Below are 26,454 nucleotides of genomic sequence, written 5' to 3' on the forward strand. Positions count from 1 at the left end.
TAGATTTGTCAAAAAATGACAAGTCTTATGAAAACCACATTTGGAGAATACATCCGACTTTTACGAAATGAAAACGAATTGACTTTAACTCAACTTGCGGCCAAACTGAATTTGGACTCTGCAAACTTGAGCAAAATCGAGAACGGAAAACGAGACTTCGATGAAAAACGTTTACCAAAACTTGCCAAAATCTTCAAACTCAATCTTACGGAATTGCGAAATGAATATGTGACTGACCAAATTGGAAAACATATTTACGAAACTAATTGTACAAAACAACTTTTGCAAGTTGCCGAGGAAAAAGCAGAATATAGAAGAACACTTAATAAATCACTTCAAACACAATAATATATGAATGTAGTATCATTTTTCGCAGGAGCTGGCGGACTAGATTTAGGATTTGAAAAAGCAGGATTTAATGTTGTTTGGGCAAACGAATATGACAAAGATATTTGGGAAACTTACGAGAAGAATCATAAAAGCACAATACTTAACAGACGAAGTATCGTAGATATAGAATCTGACGAAGTTCCAGAATGCGATGGAATTATTGGCGGACCACCTTGTCAAAGCTGGAGTGAAGCTGGTTCACTACGTGGAATAAATGATAAAAGAGGACAATTATTTTATGACTTTATCCGAATATTAGAAGCTAAACAGCCAAAGTTCTTTCTTGCCGAAAATGTGAGCGGAATGTTATTGGAAAGACATAGCGAAGCTTTAAAAAACATTAAAGAAATGTTTAAAAATGCTGGCTACAGATTGTCTTTTAAATTATTAAATGCATCTGACTTTGGTGTACCTCAAGATAGAAAAAGAGTATTCTTTGTTGGCATTCGAGAAGACTTAGGTTTTGAATTTCAATTTCCTCAACCGCTAAAAAAGAAAGTTACACTTGAGCAAAAGATAGCGGATTTAAAAGATTCCGTTGTTCCTGCAAAAGAAGGTAACAAAACAAACAAAGAAAATTGTAAAGTACCAAATCACGAATATATGATTGGTGGTTTTTCTTCAATGTTTATGTCAAGAAATAGAGTAAGGAGTTGGGATGAACAATCTTTTACAATTCAAGCTGGTGGAAGACACGCACCAATTCATCCACAAGCACCTAAAATGAAATTCATTGAGCAAAATATACGTGTTTTTGTTCCAGGAAAAGAAGATTTATATCGCAGATTAAGCGTCAGAGAGTGTGCAAGAATCCAAACTTTTCCGAACGATTTTGTTTTTCATTACAATCATATTGCTGCTGGATATAAAATGATTGGAAATGCAGTTCCTGTAAATTTGGCCAAACATATTGCCATAAGTATTAAATCTCAAATCGAGAATGCAGAAAAGAAACCTAAACGAGTTACCAAGAAAAAATTAGAATTAGAAAATACCCTTTCATAATTTATGGCTAGTCAAACAATTAATGGTAAAGCGTTCGAATATGCTTTACTCTTTGAATTTTACGAACGTTTAAAAACTATAACAAGCGTTTCAATTACAAAAAACGAACCTTATAAAACAGCTAAAGGATTTTTTGATAATTTTAGCGAATCTGAACAAGACACTTTTAGAATAACTGCAAGTGCTTCGATTAATTTTCTTATTGATATTGAGCCTAGATTATCGAATGGAATTAGCGAATATGATATTTTGATTTTAGAATTAGTAAGTGACCAAGCTGGACAGACTGGAGATGTACGAGACGTTTTAATGATTCGCTCTTTACAAAAGTGGGAAATTGGTATTTCTGCTAAAAACAATCACAGAGCAGTTAAGCATTCAAGATTATCCAACAAAATCAACTTTGGAGAAAAGTGGTTAGGCGTTTCTTGTTCTAAAAATTACTTTGACGAAATCAATCCTATATTTGATATGCTTTCTGATTTGAGAGCAAAAGACAAATCAACCAAGTGGACTTCAATTGAAAATATGCATCAAGTTGTGTATTTGCCAATTTTAGATGCTTTTAGAAAAGAACTACTTCGTTTGGACAAAGGAAATCCAAGTATTGTAGCGGAAAATTTGGTACAATATTTAATTGGAAATCAAGATTTTTACAAAGTCATCAAAGGCAAAAAGAAAGTTGAGATTCAGGCTTACAATTTACACGGAACTTTGAATTTACCTTTTGAGAAGATAAAACCAAAAGCGAAGATTCCTAAACTAAAATTGCCGACAAGATTAATCGAAATTGTCTATCAAGAAAACTCGACTACGACATTATTGGTTTCTTTGAACGAAGGTTGGCAAATATCTTTTAGAATTCATAATGCAAGTTCGAGAGTTGAGCCTTCATTGAAATTTGATATCAATTTAGTGAGTGCACCACATACTTTATTTACGAATCACATATTTGTGAACGGATAAGCCAACGCTTAAAGCCATACACATTTGCAATTCGCTACAGCCACCACATAAGCCAGAAATTGCAAAAGAGTATGTCTTTACCAACGCTAGCAAGTTTGCGAAAAAAAAGTACGAAAACACAACAACGTATATAAAAAATAGCGGTTTGTTGCTTAAACGAAAAATGATTTTTATAAATTTAAGTTCAGTTATAATCCGAAAAGTTAGTGTGTAAAACCCGCTACTTTTCATATACAAGACCGTTGTAGGTAATTACCAAAAAAAATGAAAATTGATTACAAAAAATTAAGTTCGACGGAAACTGAGATTATAAATCAAATTTCAGATTGGTATTTTAATGAATGGAAAATACCTAAACAAAAAACAGTCGAAAGTTTAGCAGATAACTCAAATGGAAATGTGATTTTCCAAGTCTTAATGACTGACCAAAAGACTCCAATCGGAACTGGTGGACTTTATCATAAGGTTGGAATACAAAACCGAATTAAAGAATATGAAAATCATTCTCCTTGGATTGCTTTGATGTTTACTAAACCTGAAGTGAGAGGAAAAGGACTCGGCGGAAAATTATTAGAAGAAATTGAATTGGAAGCTCAAAAAAAAGGGTTTGAAAAGATTTACCTATTTACTCATACTGCTGAATCTTTATACATAAGAAAAGGGTGGAAGGAAATTGATAGATACCAAATAGATGGAAAAAACATTGTGATTATGGATAAAGAAATATAAAACTACCTACAACACGGTGTATAAAACATAGCTAATAAGTGCTTAACCGAAAGGTTTGTGTATGTTTAGAAAGTCCGCCAAATTTTTAATTTGGCTTTTAAAAAATGAAAAATTAAAAACAAAATATAAAAATTCGGCTCTGTGCTAAATCCGAAAAGTCAGCGTATTTTTACACGCTACGTTTCATACACAAGTCCGTTAGGCACGATTAAATCCAACCCGAATGCCCAGATTATTAAAAAATGATACAGTAAGATTAATTGAAGCAAGTATAGAATCTCTAGGGTTAGCTCAAATTGGAATTTGTTCATTTAGACGAGATGTTTTAAAAATGGAACAAGTGCGTTACTCTCCTGAAATTGGTTTGATAGGAACTTCTATTGAATTAGCTATGAGTTCTATTTTAATTCAAGCACTAGGAAAAAAAAGTATCTATCGTGATTATAAAAATGCAAAATACAAAACAGCTTCTGAAATTTTATCTGACTTTAGAACCCTATTAAAACAATCATCTTCAAATATTTTATTCTTATCAAACGGCATAAGTAATTCTATCCAACATATTGATAAATTATTAAGTTTAACAAGTCGGTTTCAACTAATAATTACAGGAAGGGCAAATGGTCTTCATAATGGGTATGGAATTAATTATGACTTAGTTGCTTCACTATTCCAAAACGTAAGCTGTTTCTTAAAATTAATAGGAGAATCCAATAACTTTAAGCCGTATTTAACAAAAATACCTGAGTTAATTGGCATCAAAATTGACTCTGATTTGGTTATAAATGATTTATACAAACGTTTTAATGAAACTAAAAATCTTCAAGAACAAAAATCAATTATTTCTTCTCTATTCTTAATTTTACCTGAGATTCCTAAAGAATTACCCGAATGGATATCTAAGTTTGAGAACATAAAAATTGCTCCAAAAAAAACAGATATTGTCTATCTGATTAATGCATTAGAAAAAGCAAACCCTGTTACTTTAAATAAAGTTACAGATAGTACTGATAGCTTAGATGTGAGAATAGTTGGTAGAGATATTCAAGGAGCTATACCTATCTCAGTACAATCATTGAAATCAGAATTCACTCAAATAAAAGACCAATTTGATGCAGATGTTGCAAATGCAAATGGAAGATTAAATAAAAACAAACAATTAGACTTACCTCCAAAAACCTCTATTTACAATGCTTTCTCTTTTGATTTAGACGAATTAAAAATACTAAAAAAAGACAAGAAATTTACGGCACATCAATCTTGGCCTTTTATTATTGAAGCAATTAATATAGCCAAAAACAATACAAACGCTCCCTATTGGTTTTTTATTAGAAAAACTGAGGATTTAGGTCAATTAAAGTCCTGTATAAAAAAGGCTTCTAAATATGGTAACAGTTCTCTAAAGAAAAACGCAACACTTGTTCTCGGAGGAATCGAGGCTATTGAAAATGACAAACCAATCGAAACCAACTCCGTATTTATAACAAAAATAGTATCTGAAATAAATACTTTCAATTTACAATTAGACAAGCTTCATCTCTTTTATAATAAAAATGGATTAAAAGGGCTTTCTGAAGATTATGAACATTATCTACAAGACCTATTCGAAGAAAAAATATCAGTTGGTGAAGTATTAGAAAAAATAGTAATTGATGAAACTATAGAAAAATCAGTAAAAAAATACTGGATTGCTAAAATGACGACCATTATGCCAGAATCAGAAGATTTACCCGTATTAGCAAACATCTTGAACAATAATGATTTTTCAAATGCTCATACAAACATTAGAAAAGTGTATAGAGCTTTTGATTTTAACACATTTGGTCCTAAAGTAAAAAGTGCCTAACAATGTATAAAAAACATAGGGCGGATTAAGTTTGTTCGAGAGGTTTGAGCTTATCTGCTATGTCGCCAAATATAAAATTTGGTGTTTCAATATTGAAGATAAACACAAAATAGTATATTTGGCTTAGTTATAAACTTGGAGTTAGAGTACACACTCTGCCCTACGTTGCTTATACTCACCGTTACCACCAATTAGAAAAAATGTAAAATCCTGAAATAGGTTGACTAAAAATTCATCTAATATTAGTCACTTATGGAAAGTAATCAAAAACAACACTGCCGAAAAAAAACGTACACCAAAGTAGGTTTTGAACTCAAATTATTCATCATTGATCAAATTCAAAACGGTCAAATTTCTACCAACTTTGCTGCTAAAAAATATAACGTTCCTAGATCTTCTATCGATTATTGGATTAAAAAATATTCTACCTTAGAGCAAAAGAAAAAAGCGATGAGTAAACAGGACGAAATCAAAAAATTGAAAAAGAAAATTGAAGAACTTGAATTCGTGAAAGATTTTCAACAAGACATCATAGCCGATATGGAAATCATCACTGGAGCCGAGTCGTCAAAAAAGTCATTGCCCAAAACATTAGCAGACGAGATTCAGAAAAAGAAACAAAACCGTTTAAAAGAAAATGGTTAACTCAATGTTTTGGGATTAGTAAACAAGCTTTCTATAAACGCTTGAAAAATCATCAAAAACAACTACATAACGAACAAATTATCATCAAGCTTGTAAAGGAATGTCGTAACAAAATTGGACAGTTCTTAGGAGCTAAAAAACTATATCATGAACTCAAAAACAAGTTCAAAAACCTTGGAATTAAAATGGGAAGAGATAAGTTTTTTACATTTCTAAAAAATCATAAACTACTGATTAAAAGAAACAAAAACTATCATGTAACCACCAATTCTAAACACTTATTTTACAAATACAAGAACTTAATTAAAGAAAAAGTACCCACTAGAGCCGAACAAGTTTGGGTAACGGATATCACATATATTAAAACAGATAAAGGACATGCATACCTAGCACTCGTTACAGATGCGTATTCTAAGAAAATTATGGGCTATAAGATCGATAACAACATGAAAACTCAGCTCTGCTTAGATGCCCTTAAAATGGCTATCAAAAACAGAAAGTATCCTAATCAAAAATTGATTCATCACTCAGATAGAGGTTTCCAATATTGTAATCCTAACTATACAAAATTTGCAGAAGACAATGGAATAATAATGAGTATGACCGAACAATACGACCCTTACGAAAATGCAGTTGCAGAAAGAATTAACAGAACCTTAAAATATGAATATGGACTAAAAAATGTCATAAAAAATCTTAAATTAGCAAAAATGATTACCAAAAAGGCAGTCAATATTTATAATAATCTTCGTCCACATTGTAGTCTTGATTTATACACACCAAAACACGTCCACTTAAATCAAAATATAAACTACAAATCGTACCGAAGAAACAAAAACAAACTGGAATTATTAACCTTTTAAATAACCAAAAAAGGTCAACCTATTTCAGGACAATACAAAACATTTATGAACATAGATATTATTGGAGCAGGAATAGGAGGATTAACTACCGCTATTGCACTTGAACAAAAAGGAATCAAAACAAGAATTTTTGAACAAGCTGAACAAATAAAACCAGTTGGAGCGGGAATTATTTTGGCTAATAATGCAATGCAAGTTTATGAAAAGTTAGGCTTGCGAAAACTAATTGAGGAAAATGGAAATCCAATTTCTTCAATGAATATTACCAAATCTAGCCTAAAACCTCTTTCTAAAATCGACTTGTCATATTTTGAACAAAAACATAACACTAAAAACATTGCAATTCATAGAGGAACTTTACAACAGATATTAATTGACAAATTAAAATCGACCAAAATTAATCTTGACCATAAACTAACTTCAATAGTTGAAACCACAAATGGATATTCGTTAGAATTTGAAAATGGGGAACGAATACAATCCTCAACGGTTTTGGGTGCTGATGGACTAAATTCAGTAGTTAGACAAAATTTATTCCCGAATAATAGCATACGAAATGCTAATCAAATATGTTGGAGAGGTATTACGGAATACGAATTACCAATAAAATTCAGAAACGAACTAAACGAGGCTTGGGGAAAATCAGAACGTTTTGGATTTGTTCAAATTGCCCGAAATAAAGTTTATTGGTATGCTTTAAAATCGTTCAAAAAAAATAAAAAAGAGTTTTCTATCCACGATTTAGAACAGTATTTCAGCGATTACAATTCAGTAATTAAAGGCATTATAAAATCAACTAAAAAAGAACAAATAAATACTGCCGAAATTTCTGATTTAAAACCAACAAATATTTGGTATAAAGAAAATGTCTGCTTAATCGGAGATTCTGCACACGCAACAACCCCAAATATGGGACAAGGTGCTTGTCAAGCCATAGAAGATGCTTATGTTCTTTCAGAATGTTTGAGCAAATATAAAACTACTAAAGCATTTTCCGAATATCAAAATTTAAGATTGCCTAAAGCACATCAAGTAGTGAAAGCGAGTTGGCTTGTTGGAAAAATGGCACATCTTACAAACCCAGTATTAATTGGTCTGCGTAATCAAATGTTGAGATTAACACCTTCGTCTGTTAATAGAAAACAGAATGAACAAATTTTTCAATTGGCAAAAATATGATAACAGTATTATGCATAATTTTATTTGCTGTTTTTTCTTCACTAGGTTTTATCCACTTTTATTGGTTTTTGGGCGGAAAATGGGGACTTGAAAAAGCTTTACCCACAAAAGAAGCTGGACAAAAAGCAATGGAACCACCAAAAATTGCTACTGTAATTGTGGGCATTGGCTTAATTTCATTTGGTTTAATCTATTTTATAAAAATAGGCTTAATCAATTTTCAAATTCCGAATTGGATAATTACCTATGGAAGTTGGATAATTCCTTCCATTTTTATTTTACGAGTAATTGGTGATTTTAATTATGTTGGGTTATTTAAAAAAATAAAGAATACTGAATTTGCGAAAGCTGATTCGAAATGGTTTATCCCTTTGTGTTTGATAATTGGAATATTAGGAATACTGATACAACTTATGAATAAATAACTGGTGGTAACAATGTATAAAAATAATAGCGGTATAATCGCTAAAACGAAAGTAAGTATATTAAAAAAAGGTCTGTGCTTAACCGAAAAGTTAGTGTGTAAAAATCCGCTACTATTCTTATACTAGACCGTTGTGCGTAAGCAACTAAAACTAAACGTTGAAAAAAAATTATTATATTCATAAAACTAATTCAAGAAAAAAATTATAATGGTATATAATCTAAAAAATATTGATTTTGAAAAGACTATCGATAAAAAAAGATTGATTTATACAAAAAATTTCTGGAATTACTTCACTTTTATTACTGATATAATGATGTTTGGTGTACTTCTAATATTGCCTTTTACAATAATATTTGAGAGTTTTTTGAGATATGATTTAATGATAACATTGTTAATAATTGCATCTATAATCCTATCAATTTTAAAACACAAAAGATCAAATAAAGTTTTTGTAATTAATACAAACAAAACAATCAAAGAAAATAGAGCTTTAATAGGAAAAATCACAGCAGATAAAAAATTAAACTTTCTATACAAAAACAATAATTTTTTACAGGCCGAAAAACGAAGTCTATTTAGCAGTGCACATTTAAACTTTATTTTACGAGGGAAATCGATATACTTGAATGTTCAGCATAATAATGTTAGATTTGATTGGCCTTCTTTTTTTATGGTTAGAAAATATATTACTGAAATTAAAAAAGAAATAAAGCCTACGCACAACAAGGTATATAAAAAATAGCGAAAGTCCTTGCTAACACTACGGTTTGGGTATTTTTGGAAAGTCGCCAAATTTTTAAATTTGACGATTTCCAATAGAAAAGATAAATAGTAAAATTTAAAAATTCAGCTTGTGTTTAAACCGAAAAGTTGTCGCTTATTTTCAGCGCTACTTTTCATATACGGAGCCGTTAACTTAAATAGCCCACTAATTCCGGTGGAATTAGGCGCAGGAATTTAAATTAACGGTAAATAAGTAAGAGTTTCTCCAAAAATAGATTTAATAAGACCCCGAGCTCGCAGCCGAAAATTTTTTATACACTTTAGAATTTTAAGTTGTCGAAAATACGATTGAAAAGTCTCCCGACAATTAAACGAAACGTGCTAAATTGCGCTGAGATTTGAAACTGTTTAGAAATGAAACGCGTGGAAGACTTCGCAGAACTAAACTAATCTTGAAAATTTAAATCAAACTGAAATGGTTTTTACTGAATGAAAATATTAGAAGATGTTCCGAATAGTTTGCCGAAAGTGAATAATATTGAAATTTAAATACACTGAAATATCTACTATTTGAAAACATAGACGATTTCTCTACTAAGTTACGTTTTTGAAAAATCACTATTCTTTTGAAATTTTGAATCGAAATGCTAAATTAAGTTAACAACAGCTATAATTAATACAGGCTTCACTCCTAGCCTCAAAGTTTGTCGTTGTTTTACTTGGTCACAAAAACCTTTATTGTTAGTTTTAATTTTAAAATCTAAAAACAAACAAAAAGGTTTTTGCTTTAGTCTTAGTCCGACACTATATTCTCTGTCTAACTCTGTACTAATCATAGCTAAAGCCGTTGGCAACAAGCGAAAATGAATCCATGAAAGATAATAAACATATAGAAAGAGATGGGCAAGCAGCCACGAAAATATTCGACAATAGAAGTTTAAGTATTGATTATAGAACTCTTGAACCGATTCTGAAAGAAGGGATTTCTGTTTTAGATGTTGGTTGCGGAACTGGTTCTATTTCTAAAGACATTGCAAACATTGTTGGCAAATTAGGAAAAGTTACAGGTATAGATAATACAGCAAAATTTATAGAAAGTGGAAATGAAACATACAAAAATATTGAAAATTTAAAGCTTTTACATTTCGACCTATTTGATTTTCAAACTAATGAAAAATTTGATTTAATTACTTCTGCAAGAACTTTACAATGGTTAAGTAATCCGAAAGAAGCATTATTAAAAATGAAATCATTGTTAAAACCAAATGGAAGAATTTCAATTCTAGATTATAATCACAATAATTTAGAATGGAATCCTGAACCACCAACAACTATGAAAGAATTTTATAAGACTTTCTTAAAATGGAGAAATGATGCGGGAATGAATAATGGAATTGCGGATGATTTACCTCTCCTTATGAAGGAAATTGGATTAGTTGAAATTGAAAAAATAAACTCAAACGAGCATTACGAAAAGCATAGAGAAGATTTTAAATCAAAAGTTGGAATTTGGTCTAAAGTTGCTGGTTCTATTCAAATGGTTGAAGAAGGATATTTAGACAACGATTTGAGATTAAAAGCAATTGAAGAATATAATGAATGGGTTGAAACCAAAGCTATTTCTATGACAATGAAACTGAATGAAGTCAGAGGAAAAGTGCCAGTTGCCAACAACGGCTAAACCTAATGTGGGTTTTTCGGTTCTCTCGATGTTTTTGGCTTCTTTACTTTGTCCGCTTAAACTTATTTGATTAGTTTTAATCCGACGAAGTAAAAACTATAAAATAAGTCTAAGCTCAGTGGCTCGTCCGATAATCTTCCGATTATCAACTCCCACACTAAGCTTAGCCAAACGCGTTGGGCTTAATTGAACACATCGTGAAGTCCTAAAATATTTTAACAAAAAGTGAAAAATTTCAATATTTTGTTAACTAATATTACTTTTGTGTAACAAATAGAAATATATATAGCAAAAGTTACTTCACAACCGAATAAGGATTAATAGCTAAACAATAAAAGAAACCATGAGAGAAAAGCTTTTAAAATTTTCAGACGAAAAACTAACTGACATTGTGAAAAATTATAAACAATATGGCTACAGTATTGAGTTACGAAATGAAACATTAGAAATTTTAAACGAAAGAGGAATAAACAGTAAAATGCTAGACCTTCAGGGCAATCTAAATAATGAAACATTCAAGGATTCCGAAGAGTTATATAATGCATTTAGTAAATATTCTAAAATTGCTTTTGTAACTTACTTAGTTCTTTTAATATTGAAAATATCAGAGAATATTTTACCTGTTTTGAGTTTACTTTCGCTAGTAATTGGAATTACTTTTCTAGTTTATATAATAAAATCGTTTTTGGTTCAAGAAAAATTCTATAAAGTAACTGGTGCTCAAAGATCCCAATTTGATGCAATAATATATTTTATGATAGGAATGCCATTATATATCGGAATGCATTTTTATTATAAAAATTTGATGACTGTTGAATTAAATAAAATCCGATAAAACTAAGCCCAACAACGGCTAAAGTTAATGTGGGCTTGATTTCTTTCTCGATGTTTTGTGTATATTTACTAAGTCGCTAAATCCTTTTCGATTTAGCTTTTGACAAACAAATTAAAAACTAAACAAAAAGGCTTCAGCTTAGTGCGTTCTCGATAAATCCCTGATTTATCTCCCCTACACTAACCTTAGCCAGAGCCGTTACCACACATTTGAAAAAAACATTATGCATAAAATTAAACTTTTAGTAATTCTGATTTTAACGCTTGGAATTCAAACCAATTTAAAAGCGGAAACTTGGAACGAACCTTGGCAGAAAGAAATAATTCAAAAAGCGGAATATTTTGTACTTGCGAATGTAATTGAATTAGACAGTCTTGGAGTTCATCTTGAAATTCTGCAAAATTTCGGACAAAATAATTTACCAAATAGAATTTTAATCAATGGATTTTCACTTTTAAACTTGGGAAGTTCTTCAGGTCAAGGAGTTCATTATGACTTTGAGAAAGGACAAAAACTATATTTCTTACTAACGAAAAAGGAAGATGGGAATTTTGCAATTCCAACACCGACATCTGGTTTTGCAGTATTAGACGAAGAAAATAATGTTTTTGCAACCTATCGTCATAGTTATCATCAAGCTTTAATTCCAAAAGATATTTACGAATTGACTTATCAAGCAATTTGGAACTATTATCATAATCTTGAATACGATAAAACTTTGGTAATGGAGTTTATAAACGAGCAGATTGAAAAAGAACCAGCTGGATTTGAGGAAAATGAAATTTCAACTTTCTTTTTACAACACGCTTCTTTAGAAACAGCTTATTTATTAGATATTCCAATCGAATTTAGAAGACTGCAAAAATTTGCGAAATCTAACAATTTTCACTCAAAGGTTTCTTCTGTTCAACTTATGTCATTACTAAATGACAAAATCACGAAAGAATTCCTATTCGAATTTATACAAAGCGAGAATAATGACAATTTTGAAAAAGTTATTGCAATTCGTTCTCTGAAAAAAATTGGCGGAGAAGAATTTAAGACAAAACTATTGGAAATTGCGGACAAATTATCTGATGAAGAAACAGGATTTGGTGGAAATATAATGGACCCAAGAGTTGGAACAAGTTTTCCAAGTCCGAAACAAGCAGTAGAAGAAACCGAGTAAAAACGTGTGGTAACAACGTATATAGCTCATAGCTAGGTATTTGTTTAATCGAAGTAAAGGAATATTTATAAGTCCGCCAAATTTTTTAATTTGGCTTATTGAAAAGAAAAGGTAATAAGATAATTAAAAAATTCGGCTCGTGCTTAACCGAATAGTTATCGCTAATTTGCACGCTACGAGCCATATACAAGAACGTTAACTTAAATAGCCCACTAATTCCGGTGGAATTAGGCGCAGGAATTTAAATTAACGGTAGGTAAACAAGTATTTCTCTAAAAAATCACTTAAAAAAAACCCCGAGCTCGCAGCCGAAAATTTTTTGTCGACTTTTGAACTTTTTACTGTCGAAAATACGATTGAAAACACTTTAGCCAATCAAATAGAACGTGCCGAATTGTGCGCTGAAATTTGAAACTGTTTAGAAATGCAGAAACGTGTTGAAGACTTCGCAGAACTTAACCAATCTTGAAAATTTGAATCAGATCGAAATAGTTTTTACTAAACGAAAATATCAGAAGATGTTCCGAAGAGTTTGCCGAAAGTGAATAATACTGAAATTTAAATACACTGAAATATCTATAATCTGAAAACATGAACGATATTTCTATATAAGTTACGTGTTTGAAAATTCACTATTCTTTTGAAATTTTGAATCGAAATGCTAAATTAAGTTAACAACAGCTATAATTAATACAGGCTTCACTCCTAGCCTCAAAGTTTGTGGCTGTTTTACTTGGTCACAAAAACCTTTATTATTAGTTTTAATTTTAAAATTTAAAAACAAACAAAAAGGTTTTTGCTTCAGTCATAGTCTGACACTTTATTCTCTGTCCAACTCTGTACTAATCATAGCTAAAGCCGTTAGCACCAAGCAAAAAAAATCTAAATGCGGTGAATAAATATTTTATTCTCATTATATTTGCGGTAAATAAACTTACATTCACCGCAAATGCTCAAATACATTTATCAATATAATCAATGGCCAAACTTTACTTGGAATGAAAAGAAAATTGGAAGTATTTTAGGTAAGGTTAGACATCTTCAAGGCAAGATATTTGGAAAAATGAGCAATATTGGATTTACGCTCAAAGAAGAAACCTATTTATCAACTTTAACTTTAGATGTTTTAAAGTCTTCCGAAATTGAAGGAGAATTTCTAAATTATGAACAAGTCAGATCTTCTATTGCTCAAAAACTTGGAATAAAAACTTCAGGAATTATTCACGTAAGCCGTGATGTTGAAGGCATTGTAGAAATGATGTTGGACGCCACAAAAAATTACGATAGAGTCTTAACAAATGAGCGATTATTTAGTTGGCATGCCTCTTTATTTCCAACTGGATACAGTGGATTATATAAAATAGACACAGGATGCTATAGAACTGATAAAATGCAAATCGTTTCTGGTCCAATGGGAAAAGAAAAAGTTCATTTTGAAGCACCACATCATGACAATATTCAAACAGAAATGAATATTTTGCTTGACTGGATAAATAATGAAAATAAAATAGATCTCGTGGTTAAATCTGCGATAGCACATTTTTGGTTTATAATAATACATCCTTTTGATGATGGAAATGGACGAATAGCAAGAGCATTGACTGACTTTTTTCTAGCTAAATCTGAGAATAGTTCTTTGAGATTTTACAGTTTATCAAATCAAATTTTAGCAGAAAAGAAGACATATTATTCTGTTTTACAAAAAGTTCAACATAGCTCTGGAGATATTACAGAATGGTTAGAATGGTTTTTAAATTGTTTGTACAGTTCACTTCAATTGACAGAAACAACGTTTCAAAAAATTTTAGATAAATCTAATTTTTGGGAATATCATAAGGAAACTGATTTAAACAGTAGACAAAGAAAAATGCTAAACAAACTTCTAGATGGATTTGATGGCAAATTAAAGACGTCAAAATGGGCAAAAATCACGAAATGTTCTACAGATACTGCTCTTAGAGATATCAAAGATTTAATTTCAAAAGATATCTTAAAACAGGAAGAATCAGGAGGAAGAAGTACAAATTACGAATTGAAAACGCCAGGTGCTAACAACGCATAAAAACAATTTGGGGTTTAGTACTTTATCGAAGTTTTAAGCTTTTTTACAATGTCGCTTAAACTTAATTTTACTATTTTTAAGAAAAGAAAAAATTAAAAACATAAAATAAGTTTAAGCTTAGTACAGCTTCGATAATTTTCGATTCTTTAGCCCAAACTATTCTTATGCAAACCCGTTACCTTTCATTGGAATGAAAATTAAATCTACAATTGAAATTACAGATAAAAACAAACAAATACTAATTGACATTCTAGAGAAAAATGATTTTACTGTTACAGATACAATAAGCCTTAAATTTAAAAATTCAATTAAAACTTATGCCAAAAGGACTGCCCCTAGGTTTAAGCCGACAATTGCTGGTGAATACAACAAAAATAATTGGAAGATTGAGATAGATTCTATTATTTTAAATCTGCTTTATTCAGTATTGCTTCCTTTATCTTTTTTTGGGCAAATGGAACTAGTTTGACAAGTCGAATTATTATTTCAACAATTCTTTATCTTCTGAATTACTGGATAAATACATCAATTGTTAAGACACGCTTTGAAAACATTGAATCTGAGTTTAAAAGGCAGAATTTAGAATAACTAAAAATTTAGCAGTCATCTTAGAGGAGTTATATGAGATTATTAATTTTAAAAAAATAGCTACACGAATTGAAAAAATCACAACGCTGAATAAATAGTTACGTTCTGAAAAAACGAAAAGGTAACAACGGCTAAAGTTAATGTGGGCTTGATTTCTAATCCGATGTTTTGTGTATATTTACTAGGTCGCTAAATCCTTTTCGATTTAGCTTTCGACAACAAAATTAAAAACTAAACAAAAGGCTTCAGCTTAGTGCGTGCTCGAAAATCAATGATTTTCTTCTCCCACACTAACCTTAAGCCAAACCCGTTAGCTAATATTGCTATGATCCTAAGAAAAATATTTAGTAAAAAAGATAAAAACTTACTTAAACAAATTGATGATTTAGAAAAAAGTAAAGAAGAGTTAAAAAAAGTAATTTATAAGAATTTGGAGTTGACTGAAACCTCTGCAGAAATGACTAGAGCTTTTAGTGAAAAAACGAAAAATTACGGCATAAATCGATTTGATAATATCCTTAATACACAACTCCATTTGTATATAGTACAAGCTGACTTAACACTCTTCTTTGAAAGAATTAGACTTTCTGATAGGAGATTTGAAAAGTTACTTTGTGCTAGAATGTTATGCTTAATCCTTGCTGAATATTTGAAAGATTTTAATTCCTTAATTGGAAAAAAGTTCATCAATGAATTAAAAGAAAATAAGTATCATAAATATATAACCCGAATTCAAGCAATACATAAGGAATTATCAAATGTTCGAAAGCAACATGAGAAAATGCTAATTCCAGCTAGAAATCAAACTTCAGCACATAAAAATGAAGATGCACTTTTGTTAATAAATAACATGTATAGTTTAGATACTACTTTGATTTATAATATATCTTTTGAAGTTTATAATATTAATAGGAAGCTTGATAAAATACTTATTGAAATATATTACTTGATATTAAAAGAGGCGGATAAAAGAAAAAAGCATTCCAAATAAAATCATTAGCTAACATTAAAAAATGGAATCTAATTTAAAAAAATATAGTATTACGCAAGATGAAATAAATAAAGTTCCAGTAAAAAAAGGAGAAGATTCTCATTTTAAAAAATACACCAAAGAGGGAAAATCAACAACTTGGATTCTGTTATTTAATGAGACCGTAAAATATCTTACCCAAATCAACTTCAAGAATAAATTTTACTCAGGTTTTATGCCCGAACCTTATATGCTCTTTTTAGCTAATTCAAAATCCCTAAATCTTAAAATTAGGGAGATGGAAAATCAGTTTAAATTAAATGTTGAAACAGAATTTAATCTAAGTGAAAATTTTAATGTAAAAGTTCTAAATCAACAAGTATACAATCAGTTTATTTTGAATAAAATAAGTTCTCTTATTTTTTTAATAATGACTGTTGAGTCTTTTATTAATAATCTTATTCCAGAAAAATTAATTATTGAAAAAGATGGAAAGAAAGACTTTAAAAACGAGATTGAAAAGAATTATAATTTAAAAGATAAATTCCGTGAAGTAATTCCTCTAATTAAAGAAATTAAAAACCAGAAAGAATATCAGAATAGATATTCGAAAATATTACAATTAAGTAAGGTTAGAAATAGTTTTATACATCTAAAAACTACATCAAAAGAGAATACATTAGATCCTTATTTAAAACATTTTGAAAAATTAGTAGCTATGGATTTAGATAAAGAATATCAAAATGTTGAAGTATTAATTAATGTTATAATTGAAATGAAAAACATTAGCTAACAATGTATAAACTCAATTTGGGGCTATATTAAAAAAACAAAATTTGTTATTTTTAACTAGCTTCTAATTTTGGTTCGAAAATAAATTTTCAAAACCCAAACTGAAGCTTATACTAACCCGTTGTACAGCATTAAATAATAACCCCGAAAAACTATATTCAAATCGAAATTTGCTATTTTTGTAATAAATGTTTTAATTATGGATATACAAGCAGAAAAGTTAGAATTAATGAAATTGTTAATAAACACAAACAATCCTTCAATAATTGAGTCTATAAAAAACATTTTAAAGAAAGATAAAACTTCTGATTTATGGGATGAACTCAGTTCTGAACAACAGCGAGAAATCAACAATGCTGATATAGAAATTTCTCAAGGTAAAACAACCGATTATGAAATTTTTATGGCTTCTCACAGATAATGAATAGAACTGTAATTATTTCAAAAACGGCTGAGAAAAAACTTGAAAAATTATTTAAATTTCTTCTTGAAAATTGGAGTTTAAAAGTTAAGTCGGACTTCATAAAAAAGTTAGATAAAAACATCAACTTAATAAAAATTAATCCTGAAAGTTTTCCTCAATCTGAAAATAAAATTGGATTGTATAAATGTGTAATAACGAAACAAACGACTTTATTCTATCGATATACTCGTGAAAAAATTACAATTGTTACGATATTTGATACGCGTCAAAATCCAAATAAACTGAAGAAAGAAATATAAATAGCGAAAAAACGCAGTACAACACCGGCTACAAAACATTTGGGCTTCCCTGATTTCTCGAAGTTTAGTGCTTTTTTACTTTGTCACAAAAGCCATTTATATTACTTTTAAATAAAATAATTAAATGGCTTTTGTTTAAGTAAGTATCGATACGTCGCTGATTACAAACTCCAAACATTTCGTAGCCAAAACCGTTAGGCAAAATAAAAATACTATGAAAAAAAGAATTTTATTAATTACGTTAATTGGAATGAGTTTTGGTATTAAAGCTCAAGAGAAAATACAAACAGAAACAGGGCTAAAAAATGATTTTATATACAAAAATGGAAATATTGGAATTGGAACTACCAATCCATTGTCAAAACTTGAAATAAAGGGAGGTAACCTATTAATTCGAAATTTAAACAATAGTGATAACTCTTCTGCAGTTATGATTGCTCATTCAATAAATCATGGAGAATATGATACTTTTGGAACATCTCTAAGAACAATAACTCAAAGTGCTGGTAATAATACTTATGGAATGCAATTTTTCACTCAAGCAAGTTATTCAAATGGACAAACTGAAAAAATGAGAATTACAGGAAATGGAAATGTTGGAATTGGAACAGCTACTCCCGACTCGAGATTAGAGGTAAATGGGAGTATTAAGAGTAGTAGACTTATTGCCTCTACAACTCAAAATAATATTCCACTTATTCAATTATTTGATTCTACTAACAACATAGATTGGAATATTGAAAACGGAAGAACTGGTGTTGGAGATTTAGGATTTTATAATGATGGAACTAAATTTGTTATTAAAAACAATGGAAATATTGGAATTGGAATAACAACTCCTAATGCAAAATTACATATTAATAACGGAAATAATAGTTACGGTTCAATTTTAGCCAATGCTAACGAAAGTAAATTTTCATTGTATACAAAAACTTTGACTACTCAACCTACGGATGTGGAATCTTTCAGACTGGGATTAAAATATGATAATGATGAAAACAATGGTTTTATTTCATTTTACAGAGGTCAAAGCGGTTCTGGTGGATTTCTAGGTTTTTCAACATTTGGGGCAGAAAGAGTCAGAATTACAAGAAATGGAGATGTAGGTATTGGAACAATAGACACTAAAGGTTATAAACTTGGTGTAAATGGAAAAATAGCCGCTACAGAAGTAAAAGTTGCTCTATATAATAATTGGGCTGATTTTGTTTTTGATAAAAACTATAATTTACCAACATTAACAGAGGTAGAAAATTATATAAGAGAAAAAGGACACTTGAAAGACATACCAAATGCTGAAGAGGTCAAAAATAATGGGATTCATCTTGGTGAAATGGATACTAAACTATTGCAAAAAATAGAAGAATTAACTTTATACGCTATTGAACAGGGAAAAAAAATTAAAGAACTCGAACTTTTAAATTTAAGATTAATTCAAATACAAAAAAGATTAGAAAAATTAGAAGCAAAATAAAACCAATGCCTAACAACGGCTAAACTTAATGTGGGTTTTGGGTTCTTTCTCTAAGTTTTGGCTTCTTTACATTGTCCGCTTAAACTTATTTGATTAGTTTTAAATCGACAAAGAAAAACTATAAAATAAGTCTAAGCTAAGTGGCTCGTCCGATAAGTCTCGATTTATCAACTCCCACACTAAGCTTAGCCAAACCCGTTAGGTAGCATATGACAAAATCAACGAAAACAAAACTATGAGACTTACTCTTTTCTTTTTTAGTCTACTAATTATATCCTGTTCTATTAAAGAGAAAAAGGAGAAAATTAATGTCCAGACTGAAGTTGTATCTGAAAAAATAATTACGGAAAATGAAAAAGTAATTAATACAGAATTGACTTTTGAAGAAACTCAAGACTCTTTGCGAATTTTAATTCTGAATTCAAAACCGAATAAAAATCTAAAGTCTAATAGTGTTTTACAAGAATTATATATCAGAGGACTTGTAAATCAAATAAACGATAATATTAAGTTCGAACTTCCCTTTAATCTTCACAGTTTCGATTGCGGAGCACCTGACTGTTATTCAACTGATATAATCTTTGAGATTATAACAAAAGACTCAATTGAATTTCCGAAAACAATCAATTTCAAACTATTGGAACACGGATGCGGTGTTGAACGTGAAATATCTGAAAATGGAATATTTGAACTTGTGGAGCAATCAGCAAAATATGTTAATTACTATTCTAAAAAACAGAAGAGTAATTTGGTTATTCTTGGCGAAAAAAGAGGACTGTATTATTTTCCTGACACCAAACCAGATTTAATAAAAGTGGATTTAATCGGTAAATTTTTTGACGAATATAATGACGAAGACCCAAATGCAATAGTTCCATATCAATCAACGATTATGAAGACAAATGAATATGAGAATTTTATAAAAAATGAATAAATACGCTACCTAACAATGGCTATAATTAATACGGGTTTTGGTGCTTAACCCAAAGTTAACACATATTTACGAAGTCCGCCAAATCTTTTTGATTTGGCTTTAAAAAGAAAAAGATAAAACAAAATAAAAAGATTTGGCTAAGTGCTTAATCGGAAATTAATTACTTTTAATTCCCGTACTAACCATAGCCGAGACGTTGGGCACAATAAAATTTACCACGAAAAACATCTAATAACATCATAATTGAATTATCTTTGATAGCATCAAATGATAGTATCAATAAATGAAACCACCTTACGATATAACTCCTCGAATTTTAAAATTAATCTCTACTATATCTGAAAAATTAGGAGAAATTAACGCAACATTTCTAGATAAACCATCTCCTACCCTTAGAAAACAAAATAAAATAAAAACAATTCATTCTTCACTGAAAATTGAAGGAAACACTTTAACCGAAGAACAAATAACAGCTTTATTGGATAATAAAAGAGTTATTGGACCTGAAAAAGATGTTATTGAGGTAATCAATGCCATAAAAGTATATGAAAGTGTAAATGATTTTAAATCCATATCTGAAAAATCATTTTTACAGGCCCATCATTTATTAATGAATGGACTGATGGAACATCCTGGAAAATATAGGAAACAAGGTGTTGGAATAGTTAAAGGTGCTAAGGTTGAACATTTAGCTCCTCCTTTTGAGAATGTTCCTTTTTTAATGAAAGACTTATTTAACTATTTAGAATCCGATGAGATTGAACTTATTAAAAGTTGTGTTTTTCATTATGAGATGGAATTCATCCATCCTTTCATAGATGGAAACGGAAGAATGGGAAGGTTATGGCAAACGTTAATACTATTGGAAAAATACACTGTATTCGAATATATTCCTTTTGAAACTCTAATAAGTTCAAATCAAAATGAATACTATAGGGTACTTTCTCAATGTGATAAGCTAGGAAAATCTACACTCTTTGTAGAATATATGTTATCTATAATTGAAAATTCTCTTGACAGTTTATTAAATTTTAATAATCGAAATTTCAACACAGGAGAAAGAATTAAATATTTTAGTTCACTAGATATTAGTGAATTTACTCGAAAGGATTATATGAATACTTTTAAAAATATTTCTTCTTCCACGGCAACAAGAGACTTGAAAAAAGGAATTGAATTAGGCTTGTTTAACAAAATAGGAGAAATGAATAAAACAAAATATATCGTAACTGTGCCCAACAACGGCTAAAGTTAATGCGGGCTTGATTTCTAATCCGATGTTTTGTGTATATTTACTAAGTCGCTAAATCCTTTTCGATTTAGCTTTTGACAACAAAATTAAAAAACTAAACAAAAAGGCTTCAGCTTAGTGCGTATCCGATAAATCCTTGATTTATCTCTCCCACACAAACCTTAGCCAGAGCCGTTGTGCACTATTTGAGAAAATGACAATGAAAATAAATCAAATATTTATATTATTAATAATTGTTTCCATACTAAGTAAATGTGACAAACCTGATGATCAATTAGGCTTAAAACAAAATAACATATCTTGTGATAATGGATTGGAGAAAATTGATAGCTCATACATCAATTTTAAACTCAATAACAAAATCGTACACTATAAGGTAAATCATCTATCGAAAATAGGACTATCTAGAGATAGTTCATATAAAAATGATTCTATTAGAATTGGATATAATATTTATGGAAAAAACACTTCCAATCAAGGGATAAGTCTATCTCTATATTATCAAATTTCACGAGAACATTTGAGGAGAGATAGATATGGACATATGACTTTAAATTATTTTGATTTTGATACACTTATAAAAACTGAGAGTATGAAATATAGATTTGATTATAAAAATCAACTTGAAGGGGTAGAAATATGGTATACTAATGATTCAATTGATAATTATAGATCAAATACAAATATTAATGACTGGTATTATGATTATGGAGATGTCAAAGAACAAATTCAATCCTTTAATCATAATAAATCCTCGTTCATCATCGAAAAGAAAGAAAGATTCTGTAATGGTAATTTTATTATTACAGGAAAATTTGAATCAAACATTTTTAATTTTGAGACATCTTTATCAGATAAAATTACAGATGGTAACTTCGAAATTTTAATTCAACCTTACGATAATTTTAGAGAATGACTTGGTTAAAATCTTAAAACAGAGCACAACAACGCATAAAAACAATGTGGGTTTTGTGGACTAATTCGAAGTTTAGTTCTTCTTTACTATGTCCGCTCACACTTATTTGTTAATTTTAATTTCAACAAAAAACAAAACTAAAAATAAGTATAAGCTCAGTCTGTGGCTGATAGACTTTTGCCTATCAACTCCCACACTGTCCTTATGCAAACCCGTTGTGCACTATTAAAACCAAAAAACGGCAAAAATCATTCTCATCACAGGAGGAAATAGAGGCATAAGAAGAGCCATTTCTCTAGAATTATCAAAAAAAGATTACTTCATATGTATCAACTACAGAAATGATGAGAATTCAGCAATAGAAGTAATTAATGAAATACACTTAAATGGAGGAACAGGCTCTTTAATAAAAGCTGATATATCAAAAGAAGAAGATATAATTAAACTCTTCAAAGAAATTGATAAAATTGATGGGAAATTAGTTGGATTAATTAATAATGCTGGAGTATTAGAAGCTCAATCGGATTTAGCAAATATGCCTTTAGAAAGAATAAAAAAGACTTTTGACACAAATGTTTTCGGGACTTTTGCTTGTTCTAAAGAAGCCATTAATAGAATGTCAATAAACCAGAACGGATTAGGAGGTAGTATAATTAATATCTCTTCAGGAGCTTCCAAATCAGGTTCTCCTAATCAATATATTGATTATGCTTCTTCTAAAGGCGCTATTGATACATTTACAATTGGGTTAGCTAAAGAAGTTGCTTCTATCGGGATAAGAGTAAACGCTATAAGACCCGGCTTTATAAAAACAGAAATACATAAAACACCTAATAGACTTGATGATGTTAAGAAACTAATTCCAATGCAACGAATTGGAGAACCAATTGAAATAGCAAAAGCTGTCGTTTGGTTAATATCAGAAGAAGCAAGTTATACGTCAGGAGCTTTAATTGATATTGCTGGAGGAAAATAGCACTATCTAAATAACATAATATGATGGATCAAACATTAAAAATTTATTTTGCTAAACGCAATGATTTCTCTGATCAAACAATCAATTCTATTTGCAATTTGATTAATAAAACATATGAAAAAGGGGAAGAAGGTCTATGGGCAGTAAATTCAAATAGAACCTCTGTTAATGAATTAAAAAAGAACATAAGAAATAACCAATTGATTGTTGCTGAAGAGAAAGGGTTAATAATTGGAACTGTATTAGTAAAAAAAATGAAAGATGGAATAACAGGAGAATTCGGAATGCTCTCAGTAGATATCAACTATAAAAGAAAAGGAATTGGAAATAAATTAATTAAAAAAGCTGAAGAATGGGCTGTTTCTAATGAATTAAATATAATGAAACTTGAATTATTAACACCTTCAAACTGGAAACATCACACAAAAGAATTTTTAAAAAAATGGTATTCTAAGCTAGGGTATGTTCCTCAAGAAAAAGAATCTTGCAAGAAAAAATACCCAGAGCTTTTTCTACTTTTAAAAACAGATTGCGATTTAACTATTTGGTCCAAAAAATTAAAGGCCAATTAAAACACACCTTATCTAAATTGAAAACAGTGCACAACACTATATATAGCAAATAGGGCGATTTAAGTCGATTCAAAAGTTTGTGCTTGTTTGCTGGGTCGCCAAATCTTTTGATTTGGCTTTATAAAGAAAAGATAAAACAAAATGCAAAAATTTGGCTTAGTACTAAACCGAAAATAATTGCTTGTCCTCTGCCCTAAATGCCATATATTTAACGTTAGCTTTAATATTGAAACAGGAAGAAAAAATAGCTAAAAATTACTTCAACTCTATAGGTTTTGAAAAAATAATCTTTGAGCCGAAAGGACAAAGAACCCCTGACTTTGAATTGAATAATAAAATTGCTGTAGAAGTTAGACGACTGAATATTTTTAAGAACGAGATTCCGCTTGAAAAAATTCAATTCAATATAATTCCTAAAATTCGTAAGCAAATAGAAAATTTTGGAAATATAAACTATAATAAATCTGCTTTTGTTGGAATTACATACTCAAGACCTCTCAATTATAATATTAAAATAAAGAAAAAAATCAGTTCTATATTAGAATATCATAGTTCAAGAATGAATGAAAGTCATAGTTATGAAATAAATAATAATCTCAAATTAGATATATTTCCTTCGGAGCACAAATTAAAATCTAAATACTTCATTGGAGCTTCGAATGATTTGGATAACTGGGTGTTTGTTTTAAGTGAGATCATTAAAAGTTTGAAACAAATAATACCCGAAAAATATGAAAAAATACTCACTTTTAAATCTGAATATAATAATTGGTGGCTTGCATTAATAGATAACATAGGCTATGGAATCGTTGAAAATGAATTAGTTGAATTATCAAAAAAAATAAATTTTGATTTAATGTTTGACAGAATCCTTATTATCTCTCCTTGTGGAAAACGTGCAGTAACATTGAAAAATACTAAAGCTAACAACGTATAAAAACAATTTGGGCTTGGTTTCTTTCCCTAAGTTCTGTACTTTTAAACTAACTAAATCAGCACGGTTCGAAACTCTAACGAGCTTTCTCCCCAAACTGATTTTATACAATACCGTTGCCTACAACCGTGACGAAAAATTTTACGGAATAGAATTCTCTTACCTTATCATTGAATTTATCGTAGCTACATAACTGAAAAACTGAAACGTTGAAATAATAGTAACTACGTAAGCGAAAGCTGAAACGTTGAAGTAATCGTAACCACGTAACCGAAAAACTAAAACGTTGAAATAATCATAAACGCGTAACCGAAAGCTGAAACGTTGAAATAATCATAAACGCGTAACCGAAAGCTGAAACAATTGAAGTAATCGTAACCACGTAACCGAAAAACTAAAACGTTGAAATAATCATAAACGCGTAACCGAAAGCTGAAACGTTGAAATAATCATAAACACGTAACCGAAAGCTGAAACAATTGAAGTAATCGTAACCACGTAACCGAAAAACTAAAACGTTGAAATAATCATAAACGCGTAACCGAAAGCTGAAACGTTGAAATAATCATAAACACGTAACCGAAAGCTGAAACAATTGAAGTAATCGTAACCACGTAACCGAAAAGCTGAAACGTCGAAATAATCTTAGCTACGTAACTGAAAAGCTGAAACGTGAATTTATCGTAACTATTCGACTGAAAAGTAGTTATGAAAATGGCAGTAGGCAACAACGGCTAAAGTTAATGCGGGCTTGATTTTTAATCCGATGTTTTGTGTATATTTACTAAGTCGCTAAATCCTTTTCGATTTAGCTTTTGACAAACAAATTAAAAACTAAACAAAAAGGCTTAAGCTTAGTGCGTATCCGATAAATCGCTGATTTATCTCCCCCACACTAACCTTAAGCCAAAACCGTTAACTTAAATAGCCCACTAATTCCGGTGGAATTAGGCGCAGGAATTTAAATTAACGGTAGGTAAACAAGTATTTCTCAAAAAACTACTCGGAAATAAAACCCCTAGCTCGCAGCCGAAAAATCTTCACTAACTTTCGAATTTTGAGCTACTGAAAACACGAACGAAAACTCTATTGACAATCAAATAAAACGTGCCGAATTATACGCTGAAATTTAAAACTTTTTAAATATAGAAACGTGTGGAAGACTTCGCAGAACGTAACTAATCTTGAAAATTGGAATCAAATCGAAATAGTTTTTACTAAACGAAAATATCAGAAGATGTTCCGAAGAGTTTGTTGAAAGTGAATAATCTTGAAATTTAAATGTGCTGAAATATCTATAATCTGAAAACATGAACGATTTTTATATATAAGTTACGTGTTTGAACAATCACTATTCTTTTGAAATTTTGAATCGATAATGCTAAATTAAGTTAACAACAGCTATAATTAATACAGGCTTCACTCCTAACCTCAAAGTTTGTGGCTATTTTACTTGGTCACAAAAACCTTTATTGTTAGTTTTAATTTTAAAATTTAAAAACAAACAAAAAGGTTTTTGCTTTAGTCATAGTCCGACACTACATTCTCTGTCTAACTCTGTACTAATCGTAGCTAAAGCCGTTGGCATAAACAAGGTCGAAATCACGTCTGATTTCGCGCAGTTCAAATAAAATAGACCTATTCTAAGAAAATCTAGCTTACATCTTACGCGTAAAAACTAAATCCGAAAATTAAGTCTTAACAGGATAATTTGCTAAGAATTGAAAAGATAGGTGAAACGCTGAAAATTGGAATTATGTGAAAAATTAGTAGCAATGCTGAATGAAACGCAGCTACGAAAATG

At 30.0% G+C, this 26,454-nt stretch carries 26 protein-coding genes; all 26 read left to right on the top strand.

Annotated features, from left to right (window positions below):
- Nucleotides 1–27: 27 nt before the first annotated feature.
- Nucleotides 28–348 carry a helix-turn-helix domain-containing protein gene (locus ACXGQW_RS00730; RefSeq protein ID WP_042294514.1) on the top strand — a complete coding sequence of 107 codons (321 nt, stop codon included), beginning with the start codon at nt 28–30 and terminating at the stop codon, nt 346–348.
- Between the two features lie 3 nt (nt 349–351).
- A complete protein-coding gene (locus ACXGQW_RS00735; protein ID WP_457823205.1) occupies nt 352–1,395 on the top strand; it encodes a DNA cytosine methyltransferase in 1,044 nt (347 codons plus the stop codon).
- A gap of 3 nt (nt 1,396–1,398) precedes the next feature.
- Complete coding sequence (locus tag ACXGQW_RS00740; RefSeq protein ID WP_457823206.1) at nt 1,399–2,361, top strand: HaeIII family restriction endonuclease; 963 nt, start codon at nt 1,399–1,401, stop codon at nt 2,359–2,361.
- A gap of 264 nt (nt 2,362–2,625) precedes the next feature.
- Nucleotides 2,626–3,090 carry a GNAT family N-acetyltransferase gene (locus ACXGQW_RS00745; RefSeq protein ID WP_457823207.1) on the top strand — a complete coding sequence of 155 codons (465 nt, stop codon included), beginning with the start codon at nt 2,626–2,628 and terminating at the stop codon, nt 3,088–3,090.
- 223 nt (nt 3,091–3,313) lie between these two features.
- Nucleotides 3,314–4,936, top strand: a complete 1,623-nt coding sequence (locus tag ACXGQW_RS00750) for a hypothetical protein (RefSeq protein ID WP_457823208.1) — start codon at nt 3,314–3,316, stop codon at nt 4,934–4,936.
- A 252-nt stretch (nt 4,937–5,188) separates the two neighbouring features.
- Nucleotides 5,189–5,581 (top strand): helix-turn-helix domain-containing protein, encoded by a 393-nt coding sequence (locus ACXGQW_RS00755; RefSeq protein WP_457823182.1) that lies wholly within the window; start codon nt 5,189–5,191, stop codon nt 5,579–5,581.
- A 14-nt stretch (nt 5,582–5,595) separates the two neighbouring features.
- Nucleotides 5,596–6,444, top strand: coding sequence for an IS3 family transposase (locus tag ACXGQW_RS00760; RefSeq protein ID WP_457824203.1), 849 nt, complete (start codon nt 5,596–5,598; stop codon nt 6,442–6,444).
- Between the two features lie 45 nt (nt 6,445–6,489).
- The gene (locus ACXGQW_RS00765; protein ID WP_457823209.1) at nt 6,490–7,623 is read left to right on the top strand and encodes an FAD-dependent monooxygenase; all 1,134 of its coding nucleotides are present in this window, start codon (nt 6,490–6,492) and stop codon (nt 7,621–7,623) included.
- A complete protein-coding gene (locus tag ACXGQW_RS00770) occupies nt 7,620–8,048 on the top strand; it encodes a DUF3995 domain-containing protein (RefSeq protein ID WP_457823210.1) in 429 nt (142 codons plus the stop codon). Before ACXGQW_RS00765 ends, ACXGQW_RS00770 begins: the two co-directional genes overlap by 4 nt.
- Before the next feature lie 207 nt (nt 8,049–8,255).
- Complete coding sequence (locus ACXGQW_RS00775) at nt 8,256–8,792, top strand: hypothetical protein (RefSeq protein WP_457823211.1); 537 nt, start codon at nt 8,256–8,258, stop codon at nt 8,790–8,792.
- A gap of 852 nt (nt 8,793–9,644) precedes the next feature.
- Nucleotides 9,645–10,454, top strand: a complete 810-nt coding sequence (locus ACXGQW_RS00780) for a class I SAM-dependent methyltransferase (protein WP_457823212.1) — start codon at nt 9,645–9,647, stop codon at nt 10,452–10,454.
- Nucleotides 10,455–10,797: 343 nt separating this feature from the next.
- On the top strand, nt 10,798–11,289 hold the full coding sequence (locus ACXGQW_RS00785) for a hypothetical protein (RefSeq protein WP_457823213.1): 492 nt from the start codon (nt 10,798–10,800) through the stop codon (nt 11,287–11,289).
- Nucleotides 11,290–11,512: 223 nt separating this feature from the next.
- Nucleotides 11,513–12,457 carry a hypothetical protein gene (locus ACXGQW_RS00790; protein ID WP_457823214.1) on the top strand — a complete coding sequence of 315 codons (945 nt, stop codon included), beginning with the start codon at nt 11,513–11,515 and terminating at the stop codon, nt 12,455–12,457.
- 949 nt (nt 12,458–13,406) lie between these two features.
- The gene (locus tag ACXGQW_RS00795) at nt 13,407–14,519 is read left to right on the top strand and encodes a Fic family protein (protein WP_457823215.1); all 1,113 of its coding nucleotides are present in this window, start codon (nt 13,407–13,409) and stop codon (nt 14,517–14,519) included.
- 190 nt (nt 14,520–14,709) lie between these two features.
- Entirely contained in the window at nt 14,710–14,988 is a 279-nt protein-coding gene (locus tag ACXGQW_RS00800; protein WP_457823216.1) for a hypothetical protein, read from the top strand.
- 390 nt (nt 14,989–15,378) lie between these two features.
- On the top strand, nt 15,379–16,098 hold the full coding sequence (locus tag ACXGQW_RS00805; protein ID WP_457823217.1) for a hypothetical protein: 720 nt from the start codon (nt 15,379–15,381) through the stop codon (nt 16,096–16,098).
- Nucleotides 16,099–16,120: 22 nt separating this feature from the next.
- Entirely contained in the window at nt 16,121–16,870 is a 750-nt protein-coding gene (locus tag ACXGQW_RS00810; RefSeq protein WP_457823218.1) for a hypothetical protein, read from the top strand.
- Nucleotides 16,871–17,068: 198 nt separating this feature from the next.
- The gene (locus ACXGQW_RS00815; RefSeq protein WP_457823219.1) at nt 17,069–17,290 is read left to right on the top strand and encodes a hypothetical protein; all 222 of its coding nucleotides are present in this window, start codon (nt 17,069–17,071) and stop codon (nt 17,288–17,290) included.
- Nucleotides 17,290–17,592, top strand: coding sequence for a type II toxin-antitoxin system RelE/ParE family toxin (locus ACXGQW_RS00820; protein ID WP_457823220.1), 303 nt, complete (start codon nt 17,290–17,292; stop codon nt 17,590–17,592). The genes ACXGQW_RS00815 and ACXGQW_RS00820 overlap by 1 nt, the downstream gene beginning before the upstream one ends.
- A 214-nt stretch (nt 17,593–17,806) precedes the next feature.
- Complete coding sequence (locus ACXGQW_RS00825) at nt 17,807–19,066, top strand: hypothetical protein (protein WP_457823221.1); 1,260 nt, start codon at nt 17,807–17,809, stop codon at nt 19,064–19,066.
- A 235-nt stretch (nt 19,067–19,301) separates the two neighbouring features.
- Nucleotides 19,302–20,000, top strand: coding sequence for a hypothetical protein (locus ACXGQW_RS00830; protein WP_457823222.1), 699 nt, complete (start codon nt 19,302–19,304; stop codon nt 19,998–20,000).
- Nucleotides 20,001–20,283: 283 nt separating this feature from the next.
- Entirely contained in the window at nt 20,284–21,249 is a 966-nt protein-coding gene (locus ACXGQW_RS00835; RefSeq protein WP_457823223.1) for a Fic family protein, read from the top strand.
- 316 nt (nt 21,250–21,565) lie between these two features.
- Nucleotides 21,566–22,168 (top strand): hypothetical protein, encoded by a 603-nt coding sequence (locus tag ACXGQW_RS00840; RefSeq protein ID WP_457823224.1) that lies wholly within the window; start codon nt 21,566–21,568, stop codon nt 22,166–22,168.
- A gap of 256 nt (nt 22,169–22,424) precedes the next feature.
- Nucleotides 22,425–23,144, top strand: a complete 720-nt coding sequence (locus tag ACXGQW_RS00845; protein ID WP_457824204.1) for an SDR family oxidoreductase — start codon at nt 22,425–22,427, stop codon at nt 23,142–23,144.
- Between the two features lie 23 nt (nt 23,145–23,167).
- Nucleotides 23,168–23,716: a GNAT family N-acetyltransferase gene (locus tag ACXGQW_RS00850; RefSeq protein ID WP_457823225.1), complete on the top strand. Its 549-nt coding sequence runs from the start codon at nt 23,168–23,170 to the stop codon at nt 23,714–23,716.
- Between the two features lie 226 nt (nt 23,717–23,942).
- Nucleotides 23,943–24,653, top strand: a complete 711-nt coding sequence (locus tag ACXGQW_RS00855) for a hypothetical protein (protein WP_457823226.1) — start codon at nt 23,943–23,945, stop codon at nt 24,651–24,653.
- Nucleotides 24,654–26,454 lie beyond the last annotated feature (1,801 nt).

It is taken from the genome of Wenyingzhuangia sp. IMCC45533, from assembly GCF_054111225.1.